18 protein-coding genes and 1 pseudogene are annotated in these 25,444 nt (G+C 64.9%); 13 read left to right on the top strand and 6 right to left on the bottom strand.

What is annotated here, in order from left to right:
• The first annotated feature begins 87 nt into the window (after window positions 1-87).
• The 4 genes from AB3X96_RS10185 (at window position 88) to AB3X96_RS10170 (ending at window position 4,744) form a co-directional block, all read left to right on the top strand.
• Complete coding sequence (locus AB3X96_RS10185; RefSeq protein WP_368589608.1) at window positions 88-1,077, top strand: LysR family transcriptional regulator; 990 nt, start codon at window positions 88-90, stop codon at window positions 1,075-1,077.
• 104 nt (window positions 1,078-1,181) lie between these two features.
• Window positions 1,182-2,375, top strand: a complete 1,194-nt coding sequence (locus AB3X96_RS10180) for a CaiB/BaiF CoA transferase family protein (RefSeq protein WP_368589607.1) — start codon at window positions 1,182-1,184, stop codon at window positions 2,373-2,375.
• Window positions 2,372-3,337: a hydroxymethylglutaryl-CoA lyase gene (locus tag AB3X96_RS10175; protein ID WP_368589606.1), complete on the top strand. Its 966-nt coding sequence runs from the start codon at window positions 2,372-2,374 to the stop codon at window positions 3,335-3,337. Before AB3X96_RS10180 ends, AB3X96_RS10175 begins: the two co-directional genes overlap by 4 nt.
• 75 nt (window positions 3,338-3,412) lie before the next feature.
• Complete coding sequence (locus AB3X96_RS10170; RefSeq protein ID WP_368589605.1) at window positions 3,413-4,744, top strand: MFS transporter; 1,332 nt, start codon at window positions 3,413-3,415, stop codon at window positions 4,742-4,744.
• 393 nt (window positions 4,745-5,137) lie between these two features.
• On the opposite strand, the gene AB3X96_RS10165 is transcribed toward AB3X96_RS10170, so the two are convergent.
• Window positions 5,138-5,869, bottom strand: coding sequence for a GntR family transcriptional regulator (locus AB3X96_RS10165; protein ID WP_368589604.1), 732 nt, complete (start codon window positions 5,867-5,869; stop codon window positions 5,138-5,140).
• A gap of 161 nt (window positions 5,870-6,030) precedes the next feature.
• Here AB3X96_RS10165 and AB3X96_RS10160 point away from each other — a divergent pair, with 161 nt between their 5' ends.
• From AB3X96_RS10160 to AB3X96_RS10145, 4 genes and pseudogenes are all read left to right on the top strand, one after another.
• Window positions 6,031-7,251: an alanine--glyoxylate aminotransferase family protein gene (locus AB3X96_RS10160; protein ID WP_368589603.1), complete on the top strand. Its 1,221-nt coding sequence runs from the start codon at window positions 6,031-6,033 to the stop codon at window positions 7,249-7,251.
• A gap of 176 nt (window positions 7,252-7,427) precedes the next feature.
• Entirely contained in the window at window positions 7,428-8,714 is a 1,287-nt protein-coding gene (locus tag AB3X96_RS10155; protein ID WP_368589602.1) for an MFS transporter, read from the top strand.
• A 2-nt stretch (window positions 8,715-8,716) separates the two neighbouring features.
• Window positions 8,717-9,467: pseudogene (locus tag AB3X96_RS10150) on the top strand (2-keto-4-pentenoate hydratase).
• Window positions 9,468-9,514: 47 nt separating this feature from the next.
• Window positions 9,515-12,547, top strand: a complete 3,033-nt coding sequence (locus tag AB3X96_RS10145; RefSeq protein ID WP_368589601.1) for an FAD-binding and (Fe-S)-binding domain-containing protein — start codon at window positions 9,515-9,517, stop codon at window positions 12,545-12,547.
• Window positions 12,548-12,585: 38 nt separating this feature from the next.
• On the opposite strand, the gene AB3X96_RS10140 is transcribed toward AB3X96_RS10145, so the two are convergent.
• On the bottom strand, window positions 12,586-13,461 hold the full coding sequence (locus AB3X96_RS10140) for a helix-turn-helix domain-containing protein (protein WP_368589600.1): 876 nt from the start codon (window positions 13,459-13,461) through the stop codon (window positions 12,586-12,588).
• Between the two features lie 234 nt (window positions 13,462-13,695).
• On the opposite strand from AB3X96_RS10140, the gene AB3X96_RS10135 reads away from it, so the two are divergent.
• From AB3X96_RS10135 to AB3X96_RS10120, 4 genes are all read left to right on the top strand, one after another.
• A complete protein-coding gene (locus AB3X96_RS10135; RefSeq protein ID WP_368589599.1) occupies window positions 13,696-14,598 on the top strand; it encodes a DMT family transporter in 903 nt (300 codons plus the stop codon).
• A gap of 328 nt (window positions 14,599-14,926) precedes the next feature.
• Entirely contained in the window at window positions 14,927-17,110 is a 2,184-nt protein-coding gene (locus AB3X96_RS10130) for a hypothetical protein (protein ID WP_368589598.1), read from the top strand.
• Window positions 17,111-17,204: 94 nt separating this feature from the next.
• Window positions 17,205-17,462 carry a hypothetical protein gene (locus tag AB3X96_RS10125; protein ID WP_176107130.1) on the top strand — a complete coding sequence of 86 codons (258 nt, stop codon included), beginning with the start codon at window positions 17,205-17,207 and terminating at the stop codon, window positions 17,460-17,462.
• A gap of 93 nt (window positions 17,463-17,555) precedes the next feature.
• Window positions 17,556-18,155, top strand: a complete 600-nt coding sequence (locus AB3X96_RS10120) for a LysE family translocator (protein ID WP_368589597.1) — start codon at window positions 17,556-17,558, stop codon at window positions 18,153-18,155.
• A gap of 44 nt (window positions 18,156-18,199) precedes the next feature.
• On the opposite strand, the gene AB3X96_RS10115 is transcribed toward AB3X96_RS10120, so the two are convergent.
• From AB3X96_RS10115 to AB3X96_RS10100, 4 genes are all read right to left on the bottom strand, one after another.
• Window positions 18,200-19,930, bottom strand: a complete 1,731-nt coding sequence (locus tag AB3X96_RS10115; RefSeq protein ID WP_368589596.1) for an FAD-dependent oxidoreductase — start codon at window positions 19,928-19,930, stop codon at window positions 18,200-18,202.
• Between the two features lie 118 nt (window positions 19,931-20,048).
• Complete coding sequence (locus AB3X96_RS10110) at window positions 20,049-21,041, bottom strand: DedA family protein/thiosulfate sulfurtransferase GlpE (protein ID WP_368589595.1); 993 nt, start codon at window positions 21,039-21,041, stop codon at window positions 20,049-20,051.
• Between the two features lie 407 nt (window positions 21,042-21,448).
• Complete coding sequence (locus AB3X96_RS10105) at window positions 21,449-21,700, bottom strand: hypothetical protein (protein WP_008921056.1); 252 nt, start codon at window positions 21,698-21,700, stop codon at window positions 21,449-21,451.
• 499 nt (window positions 21,701-22,199) lie between these two features.
• Window positions 22,200-23,600 carry a GntP family permease gene (locus tag AB3X96_RS10100; RefSeq protein WP_176107134.1) on the bottom strand — a complete coding sequence of 467 codons (1,401 nt, stop codon included), beginning with the start codon at window positions 23,598-23,600 and terminating at the stop codon, window positions 22,200-22,202.
• A 329-nt stretch (window positions 23,601-23,929) separates the two neighbouring features.
• Here AB3X96_RS10100 and AB3X96_RS10095 point away from each other — a divergent pair, with 329 nt between their 5' ends.
• Complete coding sequence (locus AB3X96_RS10095; RefSeq protein WP_176378835.1) at window positions 23,930-25,396, top strand: sigma-54-dependent Fis family transcriptional regulator; 1,467 nt, start codon at window positions 23,930-23,932, stop codon at window positions 25,394-25,396.
• The last annotated feature ends 48 nt before the right edge of the window (window positions 25,397-25,444 follow it).

Below are 25,444 nucleotides of genomic sequence, written 5' to 3'. Positions count from 1 at the left end.
ACCGATTGGCCAACTGAGCGGGCGCGGCCCCACGATTTGCGCAACTCGCGTCAAAATAGGCGCATCGCACTTCTGCGCCGCCGCCCCATGGTCATCAAAAACCTTCTCCGCAAGCTCGATCTCACCACGCTGCAGCTCTTCCTCGCCGTGTTCGAAGAGGGCACGCTCACGCGTGCCGCCGAGCGCGAGGCGATCGCGGTGTCCGCCGCCAGCAAGCGGCTGGTCGAACTCGAGCAGGCGGTCGGCGCGTCGCTATTTCAGCGCAACGCGCGCGGCATGACGCTGACGCCGGCGGGCGAAACACTTCTGCATCACGCGCGCCGGGTGCTGCGCGACATCGAGAGCATCGGCATCGAACTGGCCGGCCATGCTAGCGGCGTGCTCGGCTATGTGCGGATGATGGCGAACCTGTCCGCGATCGTCGAATTTCTGCCCGAAGATCTGCGCGCGTTCCAGTCGCTGCACGAACGCGTGAAGGTCGATCTCGAGGAGCGGCCGAGCGGCGGCGTCGTCAAAGCCATCGACGAAAGCCTCGCCGACCTCGGCATCTGTTCCGGCGACGCCGACACGCGCGAGCTGCACGTCGAGCACTACCGGCGCGATTCGCTCGTGATCGTGATGCGCGATGATCATCCGCTCGCGGCACGCACGAGCATCACGTTCACCGAAACGCTCGATGGCGATCACGTCGGCCTGCATTCGGCGAGCTCGATCAACGCGCGCACCCACCTCGCGGCGCGCCAGGCCGGCAAGCCGCTGCGGTTGCGCATCCATGTGCCGGGCTTCGATGCGGTTTGCCGGATGGTGCAGGCGGGCATGGGCGTCGGCGTGCTGCCGCAAAAGGTGTATCAGCTGATGGGCCGCCCGCTCGGTCTCGTCGGCATGCCGCTCGACGACGACTGGGCCGAGCGCAGCCTCGTGCTCGTCGTGCGCGACGTCGATGCGTTGTCGCCGGTGAGCCGGCTGCTGTTCGATCATCTGCGCACGGTCGAAGCGCGCGAAACGGCAGCGGACGCTCAGCCCGAACCCGCTCCCATCACCACCGAACCACCGCGCAGGTCCCGCGGCCGCCGCTAAGCGTTCGCCGTTCGCGAACGGTCGTTGGCGAATTGCGGTTGGACGCCGCCACCACGCCGCTTCTAAGCTGTCTTCCAATACGAAACGAGTTCGGAGACAGCAACATGGATGGACCACTAAAGGGTATTCGTGTCGTCGAGATCGGCACGCTCATTGCCGCGCCGTTCGCCGCGCGACTGATGGCCGAATTCGGCGCGGACGTGATCAAGATCGAAGCGCCCGAGACCGGCGATCCCCTTCGCAAATGGCGCAAGCTGCATGAAGGCACGTCGCTGTGGTGGTATCTGCAGTCGCGCAACAAGAAGTCCGTCTGCGTGAATCTGAAATCGGCCGATGGCGTCGAGGTCGTCAAGCGCCTCGCCGCCGATGCCGACGTCATCATCGAAAATCTGCGTCCTGGTGCGCTCGAAAAGCTCGGCCTCGGCTGGGACGTGCTGCACGCGCTGAACCCGAGACTGACGATGGTGCGCATTTCCGGCTACGGTCAGTCCGGCCCATATCGTGACCGTCCGGGCTTCGGTGCGATCGGCGAGGCGATGGGCGGCATCCGCTACACGACCGGTGAAGTCGACGGCGCACCGGCGCGCGTCGGCGTGAGTCTCGGCGATTCGCTCGCGTCGCTGCACGGCGTGATCGGCGCGCTGATGTCGCTGCTGCGCGTGAAGACCGGCCAGGGCGAAGGGCAGGTGGTCGATGTGTCGCTCGTCGAGAGCGTGTTCAATCTGATGGAAAGCCTCGTGCCCGAATACGACCTGCTTGGCCATGTGCGCGAGCGCAGCGGCGGCGCGCTGCCGGGCATCGCCCCTTCGAACACCTATCGCACCGAGGACGACGGCTATGTCGTGATCGCCGGCAACAGCGATCCGATCTTCAAGCGCCTGATGCATCTGATCGGCCGCCCCGATCTCGCCGACGATCCCGCGCTCGCGCACAACGACGGCCGCGTGAAGCAGGTCGCGCTGCTCGATCAGGCGATCACCGAGTGGACCTCGCATCACGCGACCGAAGACGTGCTGGCCGCGCTCGAACGCGCCGAAGTGCCGGCGGGCCGCATCTATTCGGTGGCCGACATCGTCGCCGATCCGCATTACCTGGCGCGCGACATGTTGCTGCAGGCGCAATTGCCGGGCGGCGCGTCGGTGAAGATGCCGGGCATCGTGCCGAAGCTGTCGGACACGCCGGGCGAAGTGCGCTGGCAAGGGCCGACGCTCGGCGAGCACACCGGCAGCGTGCTCGGCGAACTTGGATTCGCGAGCGAAGAAATCGAGCGTCTCCGTCGCGAGGGAGCGGTGCAATGAATTCCTCGATCTTTTCCACGCACGAGGCAGCGTCACTCGACCAGCTGATCGTGCAGGAAGTCGCCCCGCGCGATGGCCTGCAGATCGAACCCACCTGGGTTGAAACCGCCGACAAGGTCGCGCTGATCGACGGGCTATCCACCTGCGGATTCACGCGTATCGAAGCGGGTTCGTTCGTGTCGCCGAAGGCGATTCCGGCGTTGCGCGACGGCGAGGCGGTGTTCCAGCGGATCGAGCGGCAACCCGGCGTGATCTATGTCGCGCTGGTGCCGAACCTGAAAGGCGCTGAGCGTGCGTTGTCCGCGCGCGCCGACGAACTGAACCTCGTCATGTCCGCGAGTCAGACGCATAACCGCGCGAACATGCGCATGAGCTGCGAGTCGTCGCTCGCGGCGTTCGACGACATCGTGCGTCGAGCGCTGGCCGCGGGCGTGCGGCTCAATGCGACCGTGGCGACCGCGTTCGGCTGTCCGTTCGAAGGGCGCATCGACGAAGACCGTGTGATCGGCATCGTCGACGCATATCGCGAGATGGGCATCGAGGGCATCACGCTCGCCGATACGACCGGCATGGCGAATCCGCGCCAGGTCGCGCGGCTCGTCGCGCGCGTGCTCGAAACGCTGCCGGCCACGGCGCTCACGCTGCACTTTCATAACACGCGCGGCCTCGGTATCGCCAACGTGCTCGCCGCGTATGAAACCGGCGCGCGCCGCTTCGATGCGGCGCTCGGCGGCCTCGGCGGCTGCCCGTTCGCGCCGGGTGCGTCGGGCAACATCTGCACCGAAGACCTCGTGAACCTGTGCGACGAAATGGGCATCCCGACCGGGATCGACCTGCCGAAGCTGCTCGCGCTGTCGCGCGGCTTGCCTGCATTGCTCGGCCACGACGTGCCGGGGCAAGTCGCCAAAGCAGGCCGCAATTGCGATTTGCATCCGGTGCCCGACTACGTTCGACAGATCTGAACCGAACCCGATAAACAACCCATCAACCGATCAAACGACCGGACGGCACCGCCGAATCCGGCATTGGAGACAAGCATGAGCGACCTGGGCGTAGTGGCGGGCAGTACCCGCGAACATGGCGCGGACGATCTCGCGGCGATCGTCCGCAAAGTTGCGTGGCGGCTGATGCCGCTCATCATGATCTGCTATCTGTTCGCGTTCTTCGATCGCATCAATATCAGCTTCGCAAAGTTCCAGCTGCAAAGCGATCTGGGCTTGTCCGATACCGCGTACGGTCTCGGCGCGAGTCTGTTCGTGATCGGCTACGTGCTGTTCGAGGTGCCGAGCAACCTGTTCCTGTACAAGGTGGGCGCACGACGCTGGATCGCGCGGATCATGATTTCGTGGGGACTCGCGACCGCGGCGATGGTGTTCGTCAACAACGAATGGCAGTTCTACGGGCTGCGCTTCGTGATCGGCGCGATGGAAGCGGGCTTCGCGCCCGGCGTACTGTACTACCTGACGCTGTGGTTTCCGACCGAATATCGCGGCCGCGTCACGTCGATGCTGTTTCTCGCATCGGCGTTTTCGGGGCTGGTCGGTGCGCCGCTCGCTGGGCTCGTCATCGGTCATATGGACGGCGTGCTCGGCATGCCGGGCTGGCACTGGCTGTTCCTGCTCGGCGGCTTGCCGTGTGTGGTGCTCGGTTTGCTGGTGCTGAAGCTGCTGAAGGATCGCATCGACGATGCAGGCTGGCTGTCCTCGGCGGAGAAGAGCTTGCTCGCCGGGCAGATCGCGCAGCAAAGCCGCCCGGCGCCGACCGGCCATTCGCTGCTGGGCGCGCTGAAAACGCCGGGCTTCCTGACCCTCGGACTCGTGTACTTCCTGATTCAGATCGCGTCGTACGGTCTGAATTTCTGGGCACCGCATCTGATTCACGTGGCGGGCACGAAGAATCCCACTGTAGTCGGCCTGCTGACGGCGGTGCCTTATGTGTGCGGCGCGATCTGCATGGTGGTGGTCGGGCGCCTGTCGGACGCGAGCGGCGAGCGGCGCAAGTTCGTGTTCGGGCTGCTGTTGATGTCGGCGCTCGGCTTCTTCGCCGCGGGCTACTTCGACAAGCAGACCGCCTTGCTGGTGGCCGCGCTTGCGGTGATGGGCGCGGGCGTGGTCGCATCGATTCCGGCATTCTGGGCGCTGCCGCCCAAGCTGCTGACGGGCGCGGGCGCCGCGGGCGGTATCGCGTTGATCAACACGCTCGGGCAACTCGGCGGGATCGTGAGCCCGGTGATGGTGGGCCGTGTGAAGGATCTGACCGGCAGCACGACGCCGGCGCTGTATGCGATCGGCACGATGAGCGTGGTATGCGCGCTGATCGTGCTGTATGGGCTGCCGGAGTCGCTGCGCAGCCGTGAAACGACGCAGTGAAATCGATGTGGACGGCGCGGTCGTTCGCTTGCATCAGGCGACGTGCCGCGCCGCTGCCCGCTCCCGCGTCCGCGAGCGATAGGCCTGCCGCATCAATCACTTGGCAGGCCTGTGCGCAGGTTGTCCACAAGCTTGTTCCCAAATTATGTGGACAACTGCTCTTCGAGGTTGGTCCGACTGATACGGCATCCTTGCCAAGCCCGCTCTCCGCTATCACGGACTCCGTAGCGACGCTCGCTGCCTACGCGTGCACCGCACGCGGATAGTTCTCACGCTTCAAGCACTTAAGCTCGCTGTGCGAAGGTTGTCCACAGGCTTGCCAACAATTTAGGTGGACAAGTTTTGTTTGCCGATGGGGTGACGAGGAGCGGGACTCGGCATCGGTTGTCCGCATCACGCCTTCAACACGGAGGCCGAAGCGACCACTTCCTCCTGCACCGGCACCTGCAACACCGCATCCCGCTTATCGAGCAGATGCTGACGCAAAATCGCGCTGAGCTTCTTGCCGTCGCGAGCCTCGAGCGCCTTCAGCATTTCATCGTGATCGTGAATCGCGCGGTCCCACTTCGGCGTCTGATAGTTCGAGCGAAAGCGCAGCGCCTGCAGCCGCCGGTTGACCGACACATAGGTCTGTCGCAGCGCTGAATTCCTCGCCGCTTCGTTGATCTTGTCGTGAATCGCCTGGTTGCGGCTGTAGTAGCCCGGCAGATCGTTCTGCGCGCGGCACGCGAGCATCGCGTAATGCAGGGCCTTGATTTCGGCGAGTTCGGCCGCCGTGATGCGTTCGGCTGCGAGTTCGCCCGAAAACGCTTCGAGGCCGCTCATCAATTCGAAGGTTTCGCGCACTTCCGCCTCCGACATTTTCGACACCGACGCGCCCCGATTCGGCGAAATCTCGATCAAACCCTCGGCGGCCAGCACCTTCAGCGCCTCGCGCAGCGGTGTGCGCGAAATGCCGAGCGTTTCGCACAACTCGCGCTCGTTCAGTTTCTTGCCGGGCTCCAGCACCCCCTCGACGATGAAGCGGCAGATGTGCTCCACCACCGTGTCATGCAGGCGCTGACGCTCGACCTTCGGCATCAGCGGGGCAGCGGTCACACCCGCGTCGAAATCCGAATTTTGCATACAAAAACCCTAAGCGTTACATGATATCGGAACCATATCGATTAGTTAGTCAAGCGCAAACGCGGGTAAACACGGACCTCAACCAGCATATTTCGTCTTGGGAGCGTCACGGTTCTTCTGATACAGTTTTTTGAATGCAAAATTCAAATTGGAGGAGCCCGATGCTGAAGCTAGATTTTCATCCCGCTGGCCGTCACTTCCTGCAGATTCCGGGGCCGAGTCCGGTGCCCGATCGCATCCTCCGCGCGATGAGCTACCCGACCATCGACCACCGCGGCCCCGAGTTCGGCGAACTGGGTCTCAAGGTGCTCGACGGCATCAAGCAGATCTTCAAGACGCAGCAGCCGGTCGTCATCTATCCGGCGTCCGGCACGGGCGCATGGGAAGCCGCGTTGTCGAATACGCTGAGCCCCGGCGATCACGTGCTGATGTTCGAGACCGGCCACTTCGCGACGCTATGGAAAAAGATGGCCGAGAAGCTCGGCCTGAAGCCCGAGTTCCTGGGTCTGCCAGGCATCGAAGGCTGGCGGCGCGGCGTGCAGCCGCAGATGATCGAAGAGCGCCTGCGCGCCGACCCGCAGCATGCGATCAAGGCGGTCTGCGTCGTGCACAACGAAACCTCGACCGGCGTCACGTCCGACATCGCCGCCGTGCGTCGCGCGATCGACGCCGCGGGTCATCCGGCGCTGTTGCTCGTCGATACGATCTCCGGTCTCGCGTGCGCCGATTACCGCCACGACGAATGGGGCGTCGACGTGACCGTGTCGGGCTCGCAAAAGGGCTTGATGCTGCCGCCGGGCATCAGCTTCAACGCGATCTCGCCGAAGGCGATGGCCGCCAACCAGCACGCGAAGCTGCCGCGCAGTTTCTGGGACTGGTCGGAAATCGTCGAAATGAACAAGACCGGCTACTGGCCGTACACGCCGAACACGAACCTGCTGTACGGCCTGCACGAAGCGATCGAGATGATTCTCGGCGAAGGGCTCGACAACGTGTTCGCGCGTCACGAGCGGCTCGCCGAAGCGACTCGCCGCGCGGTGCGTGCGTGGGGGCTCGAAATCCAGTGCGCCGATCCCGCCGTCTATAGCCCGGTGCTCACGGGCGTGATGATGCCCGACGGCGTCGATGCCGACGCGGTGCGCAAGCTGATCTACGAGCGCTTCGACATGTCGCTCGGCACGGGCCTCGGCAAGATGAAAGGCCGCATGTTCCGCATCGGTCATCTCGGCGATTGCAACGACTTGACGCTGCTCGCGACCCTGGCCGGCTGCGAAATGGGTCTGCGGCTTGCTGGCGTGCCGATCAAGCAAAGCGGCATGCCGGCCGCGATGGAGTGGCTGAGCCACGCACCGAAGACGCCGGGGTTGAAGGCCGCGGCATAAGCGCCAGCAGCAGGAAACAACCCGCAACGCCAGGGAGCGCATTTCTCATCGAGCCGCGCGCAGAACGCGGCCATAACAACATGCAATGCGTCCATAACGGCTGTCGCGGCCGACGGGCGACGACGCAGCGCGCCACTTCAGGCGCGCCGTCGACACATGCCACGGAGAGAGAGACGATGAAACGGTTTCGTTTGACCAGTGCGACCAGTATCGTTCTAGTGATGCTCTGCATCATGTACTTCATCACGTACCTCGATCGCGTGAACGTCAGCACCGCGGCCGCGGGTTTCGGCAAGGAATTCAATCTCACGCATACGCAGGTCGGCCTCGTGTTCTCGGCTTTCGCGTATCCGTATCTGCTGTTTCAGGTGATCGGCGGCTGGGTCAGCGATCGTTTCGGCGCACGACGCACGCTGCTGTTTTGCGGTGCGATCTGGGGTCTCGCGACGGTGTTCACGGGCCTCGCGGGCGGCCTCGCTTCGTTGCTCGCCGCGCGGCTCGTGCTCGGTTTCGGCGAAGGCGCGACGTTCCCGGCCGCAACGTCGGCAATGTCGCGCTGGGTCGCGAAAGAAAAACGCGGCTTCGCGCAGGGCATCACGCACGCGGCGTCGCGAGTCGGCAATGCGGTCGCGCCGGCGCTCATCGTGCTCGTGATGACCAGCTGGGGTTGGCGCGAATCGTTCTATATCTGCGGCGCGCTGAGCCTGGTGTGGGTCGCCCTGTGGGCGATCACGTTCACCGAGCATCCGAAAGATCATCCGCGCATCACGCCCGAGGAACTCGCGGTGCTGCCCGCGGTGAAGCCGAAAGTCGCAGGCCTGCCGTGGGGCAAGCTGTTTCGTCGCATGACGCCGGTCACGATCGTCTACTTCTGCTACGGCTGGACGCTGTGGCTGTTCCTGAGCTGGATTCCGCTGTACTTCCTGCATAACCATCATCTGCAGTTGCAGAAGTCGGCGATCTTCGCGTCGGTCGTGTTCTTCGCCGGCGTGATCGGCGATACGCTCGGCGGCCTCGTCACCGATGCGATTTTCAAGCATACCGGCAGCCTCAAACGCGCGCGCAGCTGGATGGTGTCGGTGTGCATGCTGTTCTGCCTGCTGTCGCTGATTCCGTTGATGTTCACGCATGACCTGACGCTGTCGATCGCCTGTCTCGCGTCGGGCTTCTTTTTCGCCGAGATGACGATCGGCCCGATGTGGGCGATCCCGATGGATATCGCGCCGGAATTCTCCGGCACCGCGAGCGGCATGATGAACACGGGCTCGGCGCTCGCCGCGATCATCTCGCCGGTGATGGGCGGCTTCCTGATCGACCATTTCGGCAACTGGGATCTGCCGTTCGTCGGCAGCATGTTGCTAATGGGCATCGGCGTCGTGCTTGCGTTCCGCATGCAGCCGGAGAGCCGCTTCGAACTCAGCGCGTCGGAGAAGGCGCAGGTTTCCACCCGGGTAGGTACGTAAACATGACTTCGCCACTGAGCCAGCTTCTTGCCGATGCGCGTCGCAGTCGCGCAGTGCTCGATGCGTTGCCGCCCGAGCAGATTCCAGCCGATGCCGACGCGGCCTACGCAATCCAGCACGAAATCCTGAGCGCGTGCGGCGCGCGAATCGGCGGCTGGAAGATCGGCGCGAAATCGGCGAGCGGACCGATTCAAGGCGCGCCATTGCCCGACACCGATCTGCACGCCGATGGCGCGCGTCTGTCGCGCGAAGGTTTCGCGCCGCTCGGGCTCGAACTCGAGGTCGCGTTCCGTTTCGGCCGGCGCTTCGAACCGTCCGCGACGCCGTACGAACGAAGACGAAGTGCTCGCGGGCATCGGCTCGATCGGCGCGACCATTGAGATCGTCGCGAGCCGCTATGCGGAGTGGCCCGCCATCGACAAACTCGCGCAGCTCGCGGATCTGCAGAATCACGGCGCGCTGATCGTCGGTGAATTCGCGCGGTATCGGGAGGACTTTCCGTACGTCGCGCCGTCGCTGAGTTTCGAGTTCAACGGACGCAATGTCGTCGCAACGACGCCCGCGAATCCGGCCGGCGATCCGCGGCGGCTGTTGACGTGGCTCGTCAATCACGCGAGTGCGCGCGGAATCGCGGTGACCCCGGAGATGGTGATCACCGCCGGTTCGTACACCGGCATGTTCTTTCCGCGCGAGGCAGGCAACGTGAGCGGGCATATCGAAGGACTCGCGCCGGTGCATCTGACGCTGTACTAGGTAATTCGAGCCGCGCGGCTCACGCGCGCTCCTCATAGGCCGATGAAATGACGAATCCCACTGCGGGCTTGCTCGTCAAGCCGATCCATCTGGTCCCCTCCGCCGCGCGCGCCACGAGTCCGCTCGCGCAGCATCTGCGCAAAGCGCTGCGCGGCGATGTGCTGTTCGATCTCGCGAGCCGCGGCCGCTACGCGACCGATGCGTCGATCTATCAGATCACGCCGGTCGGCGTCGTGGTGCCGCGCGATCAGGACGACCTGCGCGTCGCGCTCGAGATTGCGCGCAGCGAGAAAGTACCGCTGCTCGCGCGCGGCGCGGGCACGAGCCAGTGCGGGCAGACGGTCGGCGAAGCGCTGGTGGTCGATACGAGCAAGTGGCTTAACAACATCGTCGCGTTCGATGCCGACGCGCGCACCGTGACGGTCGAGCCCGGCGTCGTGCTCGATCATCTGAACGCGTGGCTGAAGCCGCATGGACTGTGGTTCCCGGTCGATGTATCGACTTCCGCGCAGTGCACGATCGGCGGCATGGCGGGCAACAACTCGTGCGGCTCGCGCTCGATCGAATACGGCAACATGGTGCACAACGTCGACGCGATCGACGCGATTCTCGCCGACGGGAGCGAAGCGCGCTTCGCGTCGCTGCGCGAGACGCCGCAAGGCGAGCGCTTGCAGCAGATCGTCGCGGGCGTCACGCGGATCGCGCAGCGCGAGCGTGATGAAATCGTCGCGCGCGTGCCGAAGGTGCTGCGCCGCGTGGCGGGCTACAACATCGATCTGTTCGACTGCCAGAACCCGCGCGCCTATACCGATGACGGCAGCGCGAACCTCGCCCATCTGCTGGTCGGCTCGGAGGGCACGCTCGCGTTCAGCCGGCAGATCACGCTGAAGCTCGCGCCGCTGCCCGCGCACAAGGCGCTTGGCGTGGTCAACTTTCCGACCTTCCGGCAATCGATGGCGCTCACGCAGCACATCGTCAAGCTGAAGCCGGTCGCGGTCGAACTGGTCGATCGCACGATGATCGATCTCGCGTTGAGCAATCCCGCGTTTCGTCCGGTGATCGAAAAGGCGCTGGTCGGTGAGCCGCAGGCGATTTTGCTCGTCGAGTTCGCGGGCGAGGATCGCGACGCGCAGCTAGCGTCGCTGAAGCAGCTCACCGAGTTGATGGGCGAGCTTGGCCTGCCCGATTCGGTCGTCGAGATGCCGGACGCGAATGCGCAGAAAGCGCTGTGGGAAGTGCGCAAGGCCGGGCTCAACATCATGATGAGCATGAAGGGCGACGGCAAGCCGGTATCCTTCATCGAAGACTGCGCGGTGCCGCTCGAACATCTGGCCGACTACACGAGCCGCCTGACCGACGTGTTTCATCGCCACGGCACCGAAGGCACCTGGTACGCGCATGCGAGCGTCGGCACGCTGCACGTGCGGCCGATTCTCGACATGCGCCGCGACGGCGCGACGAAGATGCGCGCGATCGCCGAGGAAGCGGCCGCGCTCGTGCGCGAGTACAAGGGCGCGTATTCCGGCGAGCATGGCGACGGTCTGTGCCGTGGCGAATGGGTCGCGTGGCAATACGGGCCACGGCTCAACGAGGCGTTCAGCGAGATCAAGGCGCTGTTCGATCCGGACAATCGCTTCAATCCCGACAAGATCGTGCGTCCGCCGAAGATGGACGACGCGCGCAATTTCCGCTTTGCGCCGGGCTATAACGAACTGCGCATCGAAACGGAACTCGACTGGTCGACGTGGAACGTGAAGCGCGATCCGCTGACGGGAGAAGAAAGCGCGCCGAGCAGCGGCGACGACCTGAGCGGCGGCCTCGCGAAGGCGGTCGAGATGTGCAACAACAACGGCCACTGTCGCAAGTTCGACGCGGGCACGATGTGCCCGAGTTATCGCGTGACGAAGGACGAGCAGCATCTGACGCGCGGGCGGGCCAACACGTTGCGGCTCGCGATTTCGGGCCAGCTCGGCGAAAGCGGACTCGCGAGCGATGACGTGAAGGAAACGCTCGACCTGTGCGTATCGTGCAAGGGCTGCAAGCGCGATTGCCCGACCGGCGTCGATATGGCGAAGTTCAAGATCGAGGCGCGCGCGGCGCGGGTGAAGACGCATGGCGTGCCGCTGCGCGACAGGCTCGTCGCGTTCATGCCGCGCTATGCGGGCGTGGCGAGCCGCATGCCGGGACTGCTGGCGCTCGCGGACAACGTGCCGGTGCTGTCGGCGTGGTTCAAGCGCTCGGTCGGGTTCGCTGCCGAGCGGAATCTGCCGCGGTTCAAGAAGGCGTTTCTGGCCGATGCGGTGCCCGCGAAGGCTGCGCGCAGCGCTGCGCAGCCGTCCGCACTGAAAGAAGTTCTGCTGTTCGTCGATACCTTCAACAATCACCTCGAGCCCGACAACGCGCGTGCCGCACGACAGGTGCTCGAAGCGTCGGGCTACACGGTCCACTTCAATGCGCGCCCGGGCGAGCGTCCCGTGTGCTGCGGCCGCACGTTTCTCGCGGCGGGTCTCGTCGATGAAGCGAAACGGGAGGCGCGGCGCATGCTCGAACTCTTCAGGCCGTTCGTCGAACGCGGCGTGCCGGTGGTAGGGCTGGAGCCATCGTGTCTGCTGTCGTTGCGCGACGAATTCCTGCAGTACGGTTTCGGCGACGAAGCGCAGCGCCTCGCGCAGCACGCGTTTCTATTCGAGGAATTCCTCGTGCGCGAAGAAAAGGCCGGACGTTTGCAGCTCAAATTGAAACCGCTGCCGATGCGGCAGGCGCTCGTGCACGGCCACTGCCATCAGAAGGCGTTCGATGCATTCACGCCGGTGCAGACCGTGCTGAAGTGGATTCCCGAATTGAAGGTATCGACGGTCGAATCGTCGTGCTGCGGTATGGCCGGCAGCTTCGGCTATGAAGCGGAGCACTACGCGACCTCGCAGGCGATGGCGGAGTTGTCGCTGCTACCCGCGGTGCGCAAGCTCGACGCCGCCACGGTGATGGTCGCCGATGGCACCAGCTGCCGGCATCAGATTTACGATGGCGCGGGCGTCGACGCGATCCACGTCGCGCGCGTGCTGGCGATGGCGCTGCAATGACGCGGAGCTAACCGGAAAGCGAAACTCGAACGCGAGACTCAAACGCCGATAGCCTGCCGGAACCCGCTCGGCGTCACCCCGACAGCCTCGCGAAACCGGTGGCTAAAGTGACTCGCGTTCGCATAGCCGCATTGCGAGGCGATCTGCGCAAGCGGCAACGTCGTCGTGCGCAGCAGCGTGCGCGCGCGATCGAGCCGTTGCCGCGCGATCCAGGCGGCCGGCGGCAACCCGAACGACTCGCGAAACATCCGCACGAGATGAAACTCCGACAGCGCCGCGACACCCGACAACTCACCGAGCGTCAACGGCTGCTCGAGACGACTGTCAATATAGTCGCGCAGGCGGCGCCGCGTCGCGGCCGACAGGCCGCCCTTCAGCGCCACGTTCGCGCGCCGCACGCCTTGTCCGTGCAACAGCAGGCTCAGCACTTCGTGCGCGGTCTCGTTGGTGCGCAGCAGGCCGTCGGGACTTTCCCACTCCTCGTCGACGAGCGCCTGGCACAGACTCGCAATGCGCGGGTCTTCGAAATAGGTCCGATCGGCGAGCGTCAATTCGCGCGGCTCGCGGTCGAGCTCCTGTACCGCGCGTCGCGTGAAGTGCTCGGGCAGGAAGTACAGGTGCATGAAGTGCATATGGCCGCGCACCCACCAGCGCGATTCGTGATCGCCGGGCAGTGCGCACAGCCGCGACGGCGCGCCGTAGCGGCCCGGCATTTTCTGGCGCTCGGTGCGATAGCCGCCGTCCAGATAGCACGACAGCGTGTGATGGCCGGGCCGCTCGTAGATGGTCTCGGCTTCCTTCGTGTCGCGGGTCCATAGCGCGATCGCGAGTCCGTCGCCGAGCCACGCGAAGCGGTCCAGATGCGCATTCGCACTGGCGAGCGTGTGACAGACCGACTGCAGGCCAAAAGGCATGCCGGCGGCGGCTATCACGGGGGCGGACGGGCTGGCGGTCACGGCGGCGAGCGGAGGTTTTCCGGTGATGCGTAGGGTTGAGCGGCCAGTATACGGCGCGGCCAGTCTGGCCGCTCATTGCCACGAAAAAGTGCGCAATTTTGGACAATTGCGGGCGGCGGCGCGGTTGCATAGTCGAACTATCGTCAATGCTGCGCGTTATGGCAGCCTGTCATTGCAGTCCGAGGCCCGACCATGAATCTTTTGCTTTATGCCGTCACCGTGCTGATCTGGGGCACCACGTGGATCGCGATCAAATGGCAACTCGGCGCGGTGCCGCCGCCGGTATCGATTGCATGGCGTTTCTGGATCGCCGCGCTGCTGCTGTTCGCGCTGCTGCGCATCATGCGCCGGCCGATCTGGCCGCCGCTCGGCGCCTGGCGCTACCTCGCCGCGCAGGGCCTCGCGCTGTTCTGCCTGAATTTCCTGTGCTTCTACTACGCCGAACAGATCGTGCCGAGCGGACTCGTCGCGGTGGTGTTCTCGACCGCGCCTCTGCTGAACTCGATCAACGGACGGCTGTTCATGGGCAGGCCGCTGCAGCCGAGCGCGATTGCGGGCGCATTGCTCGGGCTCGTCGGCATCGTCTGTCTGTTCATGCAGCAGATGGCCGGACATCTCGGCGATCACACCGCGTGGCTCGGACTCGGCGTCGCGTTTCTCGGCACGCTGTGCTTCTCGGCCGGCAACCTGCTGTCGAGCCGCATGCAGTCGATGGGCCTGCATCCGTTCGCGACGAATAGCTGGGCGATGCTGATCGGCGCGGCTGTCCTGACGCTCGGTAGTCTGTTCGCCGGCTATTCGTTCGCGGTTGAACCATCGGCGCGCTATCTTGGCGCGCTCGTGTATCTCGCGGTGTTCGGCTCGGTGATCGGCTTTACGGCGTACCTGATGCTGGTCGGCCGCATGGGCCCGGAGCGCGCCGCCTACTGCACGGTGCTGTTTCCGATCGTCGCGCTCGCGGCGTCGACGCTATTCGAGGGTTACCGCTGGTCAGTGCTCGCGGTGGTTGGTCTGCTGCTCGTGCTGGCCGGCAATGTGGTCGCGTTCGATCTGACGCGACGGATCTTCGTGCGTCGCCGGGCGGCGCGAACCTGATGCGCATCGCGCTCGAGGTGAGGATTTACAGGAGCAGAAAAAGCGCCTGAATCTCGTGCCGGTGAGCTTTTACGGGGACCGGTTTTTAGCGGATTCGTGAAGTAAAGATTTTGTTGGAAACGTAAATCGATGCAAATGGAATGGAATTGGATGTGGCGGCATTCAGTTATCATTTTTTATCAATAAGTTTGCTATTTTTATGTGAGAGGATAAAACGCCAACTCTGATGTACGCGCATCGTGACGCCACCGGCAATGATGCGCGTACAGGCGAAGCACGCCGCTCTGTCTTACCGTGCGTGCTTCGCGTCTAGCAAGGATCGACCGCCGTGAAGCTTTTGCCCCGTCTTGGCCTGGCCGTGGTTCTAGTCCATAGCCTGATTTCCCCGAATGTCTCCGCCCAATCCCAATTGAATTACACGACTTCATGGGTCGGTAATAGTTTCGGATTTGGCGACGGCAAATGGATGCAGCAGGATATTCAGGCCATTAGCGTCGATGCCAATGGCACCGTTTATACGAATGCGCCGTGGGACGAAAGCGGCAGCGAAATCGCCGCCTATCGTGCGGGCGACAAGCTCGCGGTTGCCGGTTCGACGCACGGCTGGGGCGCGGCCGGCGGCGACGCGGTGGCGGTGAATCACAGGTACCTGTACGCGGCGATGTCGATCGGCAACGAAAGCAATGCGCTGGTCGGCGCCGACTATCCGCCGGCGAATCAGACCTGGTACGGCATCACGCGACGCACGCTCGCGAATCTCGCGGACGGCGCGCCGTTTTCCGGCGGCATCGGCAATAGCGCGAACGCGACGAAGAACAGTTTCGTCGCGGTACAAACGGTGAAGACCGGCATCGACGCGGGCATTCGCGGCCTCGCCGCGACCGACAGCGAGCTCTATGTGGCCGACACGTACGGCAACCGGATCGTCGTGTACGACGCGCAATCCATGCAGCCGCTGCGTTCGTGGAGCGTCGCATCGCCCGCGCGCATCGCGATCGACACCGACTCGACGCTGTGGATCATCAGCGGCTTCGGCAAGGGCAGCCTGAGCATCCTGCACTACCGCGCCGACGGCACCGCGCTCGCCGGTCCATTGGCGCTGCCCGCCGGAACCGTGCCGACCGACCTTACGGTCACGCCATCCGGCCACCTGCTGGTCGCCGACAACAGCGTTTCGCAGCAGATTCTCGTGTTCAACAAAGGCGCGGGCGGCCGGATGCAGGGCGGCACGTCGATCGGCACGCGCAATGGCGTCTTCCATCCGGTGCGCGGCGTGCCCGGTGACACGCGTTTCAACGGCATCACCGGCATCGGCGTCGATGCGGCCGGCAATCTGTACGTCGCGCAAAACGGCGAAGGACCGCGCGCGCTGGGCTCGGCATCGGTCGGGCAAGGCGCGGTGCTGGAGAGTTACGTGTACGGCACGCGCGTGCTCAACTGGCGGCTCTACGGCCTGAACTTCGTCGATAGCGGCGCGTTCGATCCGGCCACGCCCGCTTCGATCTACACGGGCTCGAAGCGCTTCACGCTCGATTACCGGCAGCCGGTCGGCCACGAATGGTCATATGCGGCGTTCACGCTCGATCGCTTCGATTACCCCGACGACCCCGCGTTTCACGAGCCGCGCGGCGTGCGCGGCGAACCGATGGTGCGCAGATTCAAAGGCCAGCGTTTTCTCTATACGCTCGATCCGGGCGCGCACTACCTGAACGTCTATCGCTTCGATGCCGCGCATGGTGAGATCGCGATTCCGTCGGGGATGCTCGCGCAGAATCCGCTGCCGGGCAGCTGGCCCACCGCGCAACCAACTTACGGCGAATGGTTGTGGCGCGATAGCAATGGCAATGGCACCGTCGATGCGAGCGAGATCAGCGGCAATCCGTCGACCGGCAGCACGGTCGGCAACGGCTTCTGGTGGGTCGACGATTCCGGCAACGTGTGGCTCGCCACGCCATTGAGCGGCGTGCGCGAGATGCCGCTGCAAGGTCTCGACGCCGCCGGCAATCCGATCTACACGTACGCGAGCGCGAAGCTGTTCGCGATGCCCGCGCCGTTCACGCGGCTCGCGCGGCTCGTCTATGTCGCAGCGACCGACACGATGTATCTGTCCGGTTTCACGAGCGCGATTCCGTGGGACCCGACGCACTGGAAGGAAGCGGGCCCGATGCTTGTGCGCTACGACAACTGGAGCAGCGGCACGCCGACCCTGACTTACACGGTCTCGCTGCCGTGGAACACGCAAAGCGATCCGCAGACCACCACGGTCGGTGTCGCGGTGGCGGGCAACTATATCTTCGTCGCCGAGCTGTACACCGATCGCATCGACGTCTACGACGCGCGCAACGGCACGGCGGTCGGTTACATGACGCCGGGCGCGAGCGTCGGCGGCACGAGCGGCTGGGTCGACGTGTATCTCGGCATCAGCGCGGTGCAGCGCGATAACGGCGAGTACGTGGTGCTGGTCGAAGACGACGCGCGCGCGAAGCTGCTGATGTATCGCTGGACGCCTTGACGTGGATCGCCGTCGCGCCGAACACGAATAGACGGCGGCGCACGATCGGTATATAACAACTTTACCGATGCACTTAAAGGAGTGGTGTTCGATCATGACGCAAGACGTTCCTCCCAAGCCGCCCTCCGACGATCGTCCGGAGATCGAGCAGCTCGACGCGGCGCTCAGTCACGTCGATCAGCAGATGTCGTCAGGTGGCATTGCGTCGGGCGCGGCGAAAGGCATTGTGTACAGTCTGATCGAAACGCTCGGCGCGCTGGTCGGTGATCCCGATCTGCCGGAGCACGCGCGTTCGGGGTATGAAGGACTGCTGGAGGCCGCGCGCGAGCTGCGCGCGAAGCTGGAGCGCTGAGCGGACCGTTGAACCGGCGGGTCCGCATCGGCGCAGCCATCGAGCTGTCTGTGCTACAAAGGCGCACTGTGTAACTCACGGTGCGCTTTTTTTATGCTCTCTGCGACCGAGATCGCGTTGCTGGCCACCGGCATCATCGTGGTACTGGTGACGCCCGGCCCCACCAACACGCTACTGGCGGCGGCCGGGTTGCGCGCCGGTTTGCGCCGCGCGCTGCCGCTGATCGCCGCCGAACTGGCAGGCTATCTGGTGTCGATCTCCGCGTGGGGACGCTTCTTCGCGCACGCGGCGCAAGCGTGGCCGTGGCTGCCGTCGCTGCTGCGCGTGGCCGCGAGCGTATATATCGCGTGCCTTGCGGTCGATATGTGGCGCGCGGCGGTGGCACTGCCCGGCTCGACGCAACGCGCTGGCAACGTGCGCGCGCTCTTCGTCGCGACCTTGCTCAATCCGAAAGGGCTGCTGTTCGGCGGCACGATCTTTCCGGCCGCCGCGTTCATGCACTTGCCCGCATATCTGCTCGCGATGGCGATGTTCGCGTGCCTCGCCGCGCCGATCGCACTCGCGTGGATCGCGTTCGGCGCCGCGCTCGGCAGAGGCCGACTGGGCTGGCTCGAACCGGCGAGGGTGCAGCGCGGCGCGTCGATCGTGCTCGGCGTGTTCTCGGTGTCGCTCGCGTGGGCCGCGTTGCACTGAAGACGGATGCGGTAAAGACGAGGCGCTAAAGACCGCACCGAGACTCACGCACCGAGCGCCACCTCTTCCCCGCTCATCTGCGCCAGCAACTGGTGAATCTGCGCGACTACGGCTGCGCCTTCGCCGACCGCTGCGGCCACGCGTTTCGTCGACCCGGCGCGCGCATCGCCGATCGCATAGACCCCTTCGACCGTAGTCCCGAGATCGCACGCGGTGGCCGAGCCGTCCGCGCTGATGCCGGTCAGCACGAAGCCTTTCGCGTCGAGCTGCACGCCGCAGGTGCGCAGCCATTCGGTGTTCGGGTCCGCGCCGGTGAAGAGAAACAGATGCCGCGTGTCGAAGTGATCGACGCCGTCGGGCAGCGGCCGCTTCAGCGCGACCGACACGAGCCCGTCCTCATCGCCTTCGAGCCGGCCGACTTCCGAATTCGGATGCACGTACACGTTCGGCAGCGAGCGGATGCGGTCGATCAGATAGCGCGACATCGTCGCCTCGAAACCGCTGCGGCGGATCAGCACGTGAACCTTGGCCGCGTGCGTCGCCAGATAGACGATCGCCTGGCCGGCCGAATTGCCGCCGCCCACCAGCACGACTTCCTGGCGCTTGCACAGCTTCGCCTCGACCGGCGACGCCCAGTAGTAGACGCCGCGTCCGTCGAAGCGCTCGAGCCCGTCGAGCGCAGGGCGCCGGTACACGGCGCCGCTCGCGATCACGATCGCCCGCGCGCTGATGTGACCGCCGCATTTCGTTTCGAGCCGATAAGGTGTCTGCCCGCAATGCAGCGCCTGCACGCTGACCGGAATTGCAACGTGCGCGCCGAACTTCTGCGCCTGCACGAACGCGCGGCCGGCAAGCGCCTGGCCCGAGATGCCGGTCGGAAAGCCGAGGTAGTTTTCTATGCGCGAGCTCGCGCCCGCCTGGCCGCCCGGTGCGCGGCTGTCGAGCACGATCACCGACAGCCCTTCGGAGGCCGCGTACACCGCGGCGGCGAGTCCGGCCGGTCCCGCGCCGACGATCGCGACGTCGTACACGTAGGTGTCGTCGAGATCGGGCAGCAGACCTAAGCGAGTGGCAAGCTCCGGCATGCTCGGATGACGCAGCACCGTGCCGTCCGGGCAGATCACGAGCGGCAGGTCCTCGCGCTGCGCGGCGAACTGCTCGATCAGCCGCAGCGCGTCTTCGTCGCGTTCGTCGATCACCGAATGCGGATGGCCGTTGCGCGACAGGAAGCCTTGCAGCATCACGAGCCGCGGGTCATTGCTGTTGCCGACGAGGATCGGGCCGCCCGCGCCCTTTTCGATCAGCGACACGCGCCGCAGAATCAGCGCGCGCATGATGCGCTCGCCGAGTTCCGCTTCGGCGACGATCAGCGCGCGCAGCCGGTCGGGCGGAATCAGCAGCGCTTCGACGGCGCTGGTCGCGAGGCCGTTCACCAGCGAGGGCTTGCCCGACAGTTGCCCGACCTCGGCCAGGAAATGCCCGGCGCCGCGCTCGCTGATCACGTGCTCGCGGCCGATACCGTCACGCTGATAGACCTTCACGCGCCCTTCGAGCAGCACGAACATGCCGGGGCCGGTGTGGCCGGTCTCGAACAGCAACTCGCCTGACTTCCAGCGACCGATCTCGCCGAAGCGGCGCAGCCGGTCGATCTCGGCGCAAGTGAGCTCCGGAAACATCTGATGCAAACGCGTCGACAGCGAAGAAAACGGCGCGTCGGCGACGACTCCCTGCTGTCCTTCCACTTCTTGAGTCGAAACGTCCTGAGTCGAAAGCATTGAACCGCTCCTTCGATGTTCATAGCACGATTGAACGCAAGGCAACGCAATGCGCGCTCACACGCCGGGACGAGCCGTGCCGCGCGCGTCAGGCGGACGATGCCGCCGCTGATTTCTACTAGACGGCTTTGGGCGCGATATCGTCGACGGTGACTTCCGGCGGCGGCATTTCGGGCAGCGAGTCGACCGGCTTGCCCGAGTCGCGCCAGGCTTCCATGCCGCCGCGCAGCGGCAGCACGTCGGAAAAACCGGCTTCGGTGAGCTGCTTGGCCATCCATGCCGCGGAAATCTCGTTCGGGCAGGAGCAGTAGATCACGAGCTTCTGATCGCGTGGATAGCTGGCGACGATGCCGTCGAGTTGCCGTTCGTCGGCGAATTGCGCGCCTGGAATCACGAACGGATCGAGCTTGCGCTTCTCCTGCGAACGGATGTCGAACACGACCGGTGGCTGACCAGCCTTGAACAGATTCGCGAGATCGTCGACCTCGATGCGCGCGGACGCGAGCTTCGCAATCAACTGACGACGGCGGATCCACCGGTACGCCGCGTACAGCACCAGCAACGCGACGACGACCAGCGCCGCCGTGCGCCCGAGCCGCCCGGCGATCGCGAACAGCATGTCGATCTGCCGCGCGAACAGCGCGCCGATGATCAGCCCGGTGCCGGACCACAGCGCGGCGCCGACGCCGTCGTAGGTGAGGAAGGTGCGGTAGCGCGTGCCCATCGCGCCGGCCATCGGGATCGATACGATCGACAGTCCCGGCACGAACTTCGCGACCGCGAGCACGCGCACGCCCCAGCGGCCGAAGAAGCGCTCGGTCTTTTTCACACAGGTGTCACGCGACAGCGACAGCCGGCAGATCGTCTTCAGCGTATTGCCGCCGTAGATGCGGCCCGCGACGTACCACGCGCTGTCACCGATCAGCGTCGCGAAGATCGACAGCACGAGGACAGGCAGCAACTGCGTGCCGACTGAGCCGGGGTGCATCGCGGCCATCGCGCCGAACAGCACGAGCGACGGCATGGCTGGCACCGGCAGCCCGAGCGCGGCGGCTAGCACGTTCGCGAAGACGAGCGCCGGTCCATATTGCGCGACGAGGTCATGTAGCATCGGTTTAATATCCGCGGCCCTTGCGGGCGCAGCGCGGTAAGGAACGCAAAGGGGAATGCAAGGATTATGGACGTATTTTCAAGACGTGCAACCGACCTGGAAATCGGCCCGTCTTGTGGCTGCAGTCAGGTCTGCATATAAGGCCACATGCCCCGCTACACAAGCGTGGCAACCGCGTGTGACAAGTGGTAGAAGGCCGGGTAAGCAGGCTCGACGAGACGCGCGAAAGCGCTTGCAAAAACCCGTAGGAAAGCAGTGATTGGCGGTTCGAGCGCAACAAGCGGAAGCACGGCGACGCACGCGGGCGCGCCCAATGCGAACAATTCCGCGCTGCCGCGTCGAAGCGCGACGCCACCAGCGCGGGGAGGCTGACGAGTCACGCGTCGGTGATACGCCGCGCGCCTGCTTCACTGACGATGGTTGTGCTGCTCGCCCGGCAACTCGGCGCCATGCGCGCGGATCGCGGCGATCAGCTCCGCGGGCGTGATTTCGTAGCGCACTTCACGATGTATGCCCGGCTTGCGCTCATCGACCTCGATCAGCAGGATGCCTTTGCCGTCTTCGGTCGATTCGAGGCGCAGCGAGCGAAGTTCGCGCGCCGTTGCGTCGTCGTATTCGGTGAGCAGGGCCATTGACCCGGAGGACCCGGTAATGCGCATCGAAGTTGTCCTTGTTGCGTTGGTGATGGAGCCATTGTACGGGGCGGATGGCGTGCCGTCTGCCGCGTCGTCGTGCCGTGTTGCGTCTGCCTCTGTCTCAATCTCGCCCGGGTTTAGCGCATTCGCGGTTGCCGAGCGAGCAACCAGTTTAACGCGACTCCTCGTTGCGACGGCTGCATTTTTCATGCCCCGCGGCGGCGCGGCTTGCGTTCGGGTTTTGTCATGCGGGTGACGCGGGCGCGGGCTAGGCGGCGTCCGGCGGCACTCTCGCTGTGGTTGGCGTCGCTCCCGGATTTCCTCACCTTTCGCGCACGAATCGCGCGCTGAAAAAAATAGCCCGTCCGGATAGGACGGGCCGTTAAACGCCGTTGTTACTCGGGTCAGCCTGCCCTTGCAACATTGGGCGCTGACGCCTCCATCCTCGTGCTTCGTCGGCGGTCTGTCGAGGTGGGACTAATGCGGATCTATCAGATCAAAGTGCTGCTTTCCGGTTCGACGTTCACACGAGGCCCGTCGTGTAATACACCAGGATCACGAAGAACACCGCGAGCGTCTTGATCACCGTGACCGCGAAGATGTCGCGATACGACTGCCGGTGCGTGAGACCCGTCACCGCGAGCAGCGTAATCACCGCGCCGTTGTGCGGCAGCGTATCCATGCCGCCGCTCGCCATCGCGACCACCCGATGCAGTACTTCGAGCGGAATATTCGCGGCCTGCGCGCCCTTGATGAACGTATCGGACATCGCGGCGAGCGCAATGCTCATACCGCCCGATGCCGAACCCGTGATACCCGCCAGCGTGCTGACCGACACCGCGGCATTGACGAGCGGATTCGGAATGCTTTTGAGCGCATTGCTGACGACGAGAAAGCCCGGCAGCGCCGCGATCACACCGCCGAAGCCATATTCCGACGCGGTATTGAGCGACGCCAGCAGCGCTCCCCCCACCGCTGCCTTGGTGCCGACCGCAAAGCGGTGGCTGACGCGGCCGAACGCCGTCACGATGACCATGATGATGCCGAGCAGCAGTGCGCCCAGCACGGCCCAAATCCCCACCAGAGCCTTGACGTTCGTTTCGACCGGTGCATGCAGGCCCGGCAGGATCTCCGGCGTGACCGTGAAGGACGGGCCGTACCAGGTCGGAATCCAGCGCGTCAGCAAGAAGTTCGCGACGCCGACCACGATGAGCGGCGCGATCGCCAGCAGCGGATGCGGCAGTTCTTTCGATTCGACGCGCTCCGGCTCGTTGACGAGTTCGGTGCCGTAACCCTCGCCGGTCGCCATCGCGCCGCGGCGGCGCCATTCCAGATACGTCAGACCGACCACGATGATGAACAGCGAGCCGAGCACGCCGAGCGTCGGCGCGGCCCACGAGGTGGTCTTGAAGAACGTCGTCGGGATGATGTTCTGGATCTGCGGCGTGCCGGGCAGCGAGTCCATCGTGAACGAGAACGCGCCGAGCGCGATCGCGCCGGGCATCAGCCGCTTCGGAATGTTGCTCTGGCGATACAGCTCGGCCGCGAACGGGTAGACCGCGAACACGACGACGAACAGCGACACGCCGCCATAGGTGAGCAACGCGCACACCGCGACGATCACCGCGTTCGCGCGCGAGCGACCGATATAGCGGATCGCGGCCGCGACGATCGACTCGGAGAAGCCCGACAGCTCGATCACCTTGCCGAACACGGCGCCGAGTAGGAACACGGGGAAGTACAGCTTCACGAAGCCGACCATCTTGTCCATGAAAATACTCGTGAAGACCGGCGCGACGGCGGCGGGCTCGGTGAGCAGGACGGCGGCGAGCGCCGCGATCGGCGCGAACAGGATTACGCTGTAGCCGCGATACGCGGCCAACATCAGAAACGCCAGCGCGGCGATAACGATGAGAAAGGTCATTGAGTCTCCATAGCCTGGTTGTTCTACCTTTTTTGCCGTCCTGATCAAGCGACGGCGCGGCGCGGTCGAAACGCAGATTCCATGCCATGCCCGGCGTTTGTCCGCTGAAGCGCTGCGGCGCCTTGCGCGGGCGTGCAGCGGCGGCCCGAGGCATCGTTGGCGGATTGTACCCGGGTGTCTCAGAAACGGGACTTCAATCCGGCCAAGATCACCTGAAACCAGGGTAAGTCACGATGCATAAGGCCTGTCGCCTGTCTCTGTTTGGAGATAAATTTGTCTAGCAATTGAGATTGACTGCAAACAAAACGATAAGCGGAGACAACGACAGCATGATGACCGACTGGACGGGCCTGCCCGCCACCTATGACGACGTGCTGCGTCGGGCGATGGAATCGCTGTTCCGCACGTTCGAAAACTTCAGTGAAGGCACCTTCATCGTAGACGGGCAGGCGCGCGTTGTCTGGATCAATAAACGGTATGCGGCGCGCTTCGGCTTTTCGGACCCGCAACAGGCGATCGGCCGCGATTGCGAAGCGGTGATCCCGAACAGTCTGATGCGCGAAGTCGTCAACACTGGCAAGCCGATCCTGCTCGACATCATGGAGACCGATCGCGAGCCGCTCGTCGTCACGCGTCTGCCGCTGAAGGACGATGCCGGCGCGACGATCGGCGCGGTCGGCTTCGCGCTGTTCGACGAGCTGAAAGCGCTGTCGCCGCTGTTTTCGCAGTACTCGCGGCTGCAGCAGGAGCTGATCGCGACGCGCCAGTCGCTCGCGCAGGCGCGCCGCGCGCGCTATACATTCGGCAGCTTCGTCGGCACGAGCGCGGCGTCGCTCGAAGTGAAACGCCAGGCGCGGCGCGCGGCGCAACTCGAAGCGCCGGTGCTGCTGCTCGGCGAAACCGGCACCGGCAAGGAACTGCTCGCGCATGCGATTCACGGCGGCTCGGCGCGCGCGCATAAGCCGCTCGTCAGCGTCAACGTCGCGGCGATTCCCGACACGCTGCTCGAAGTCGAATTCTTCGGCGCCGCGCCCGGCGCGTACACCGGTGCGGATCGCAAGGGGCGGGTCGGCAAGTTCGAGCTCGCCAACGGCGGCACGCTGTTTCTCGACGAGATCGGCGATATGCCGCTGCCATTGCAGGGCAAGCTGCTGCGCGTGCTGCAGGACAAGGAGTTCGAGCCGCTCGGCTCGAACCGCGTCGTGCGCGCGGATGTGCGGATCATCGCGGCGACCTCGGCCGATCTACCCGCGCTCGTCGCGGCCGGACGTTTTCGCGCGGATCTGTACTACCGGCTCAACGTGCTGACGATCCTCGCGCCCGCGCTGCGTGAGCGTCCATCCGACATCGAGGCGCTCGCCTACGCGATGCTCGAGGATCTGGCCGCGCAGGCGGGCGGCGGCAGCCACTTCGAATTACACGACGACGCGTTGCGTCTGCTGTGCGCGTACGACTGGCCCGGCAACGTGCGCGAGCTGCGCAACACGTTGGAGCGCGCCGTGATGCTGTCCGACAGCGAACGCATCGATGCGCGCGTGCTTGCGCCGTTCATCGGCTCGGGGCAGGGAGGCGCGACGGCGTCGACGCGGACCCCGTCTGTCGCGGCTGCCAGCGTGGACGTTGCTGCCACCGCGGAACCCACTTCGTGGAGCGACGCGATGGCCGCCTTCGAAAAGCGCTTTCTGTGCGACGCGTTGCGCGCGAACGGCGGCCGCGTGATCGACACTGCGAAACAGATCGGCATGGGCCGCGCGACGCTGTACAAGAAGATCGCCGCGCACGGCATCGACGTTTGACGCGCCGCGCCGCGCCCGCCCGGCCGCGCGGCGCGAACTGACGCAGCA

It is taken from the genome of Paraburkholderia sp. BR13439 (genome assembly GCF_040948805.1).
Lineage (GTDB): Bacteria > Pseudomonadota > Gammaproteobacteria > Burkholderiales > Burkholderiaceae > Paraburkholderia > Paraburkholderia youngii.
This window is presented reverse-complemented; position numbering and strand designations above follow the sequence as displayed.

Bases quoted from the DNA above. Each gene is read 5' to 3' on its own strand.
- AB3X96_RS10160 (WP_368589603.1), top strand. From the start codon at position 6,031: ATGCTGAAGCTAGATTTTCATCCCGCTGGCCGTCACTTCCTGCAGATT.
- AB3X96_RS10185 (WP_368589608.1), top strand. From the start codon at position 88: ATGGTCATCAAAAACCTTCTCCGCAAGCTCGATCTCACCACGCTGCAG.
- AB3X96_RS10140 (WP_368589600.1), bottom strand. From the start codon at position 13,461: ATGCCTTTTGGCCTGCAGTCGGTCTGTCACACGCTCGCCAGTGCGAAT.
- AB3X96_RS10145 (WP_368589601.1), top strand. From the start codon at position 9,515: ATGACGAATCCCACTGCGGGCTTGCTCGTCAAGCCGATCCATCTGGTC.
- AB3X96_RS10115 (WP_368589596.1), bottom strand. From the start codon at position 19,930: ATGCTTTCGACTCAGGACGTTTCGACTCAAGAAGTGGAAGGACAGCAG.
- AB3X96_RS10155 (WP_368589602.1), top strand. From the start codon at position 7,428: ATGAAACGGTTTCGTTTGACCAGTGCGACCAGTATCGTTCTAGTGATG.
- AB3X96_RS10175 (WP_368589606.1), top strand. From the start codon at position 2,372: ATGAATTCCTCGATCTTTTCCACGCACGAGGCAGCGTCACTCGACCAG.
- AB3X96_RS10120 (WP_368589597.1), top strand. From the start codon at position 17,556: ATGCTCTCTGCGACCGAGATCGCGTTGCTGGCCACCGGCATCATCGTG.
- AB3X96_RS10100 (WP_176107134.1), bottom strand. From the start codon at position 23,600: ATGACCTTTCTCATCGTTATCGCCGCGCTGGCGTTTCTGATGTTGGCC.
- AB3X96_RS10180 (WP_368589607.1), top strand. From the start codon at position 1,182: ATGGATGGACCACTAAAGGGTATTCGTGTCGTCGAGATCGGCACGCTC.
- AB3X96_RS10110 (WP_368589595.1), bottom strand. From the start codon at position 21,041: ATGCTACATGACCTCGTCGCGCAATATGGACCGGCGCTCGTCTTCGCG.
- AB3X96_RS10135 (WP_368589599.1), top strand. From the start codon at position 13,696: ATGAATCTTTTGCTTTATGCCGTCACCGTGCTGATCTGGGGCACCACG.
- AB3X96_RS10095 (WP_176378835.1), top strand. From the start codon at position 23,930: ATGATGACCGACTGGACGGGCCTGCCCGCCACCTATGACGACGTGCTG.
- AB3X96_RS10105 (WP_008921056.1), bottom strand. From the start codon at position 21,700: ATGCGCATTACCGGGTCCTCCGGGTCAATGGCCCTGCTCACCGAATAC.
- AB3X96_RS10165 (WP_368589604.1), bottom strand. From the start codon at position 5,869: ATGCAAAATTCGGATTTCGACGCGGGTGTGACCGCTGCCCCGCTGATG.
- AB3X96_RS10125 (WP_176107130.1), top strand. From the start codon at position 17,205: ATGACGCAAGACGTTCCTCCCAAGCCGCCCTCCGACGATCGTCCGGAG.
- AB3X96_RS10170 (WP_368589605.1), top strand. From the start codon at position 3,413: ATGAGCGACCTGGGCGTAGTGGCGGGCAGTACCCGCGAACATGGCGCG.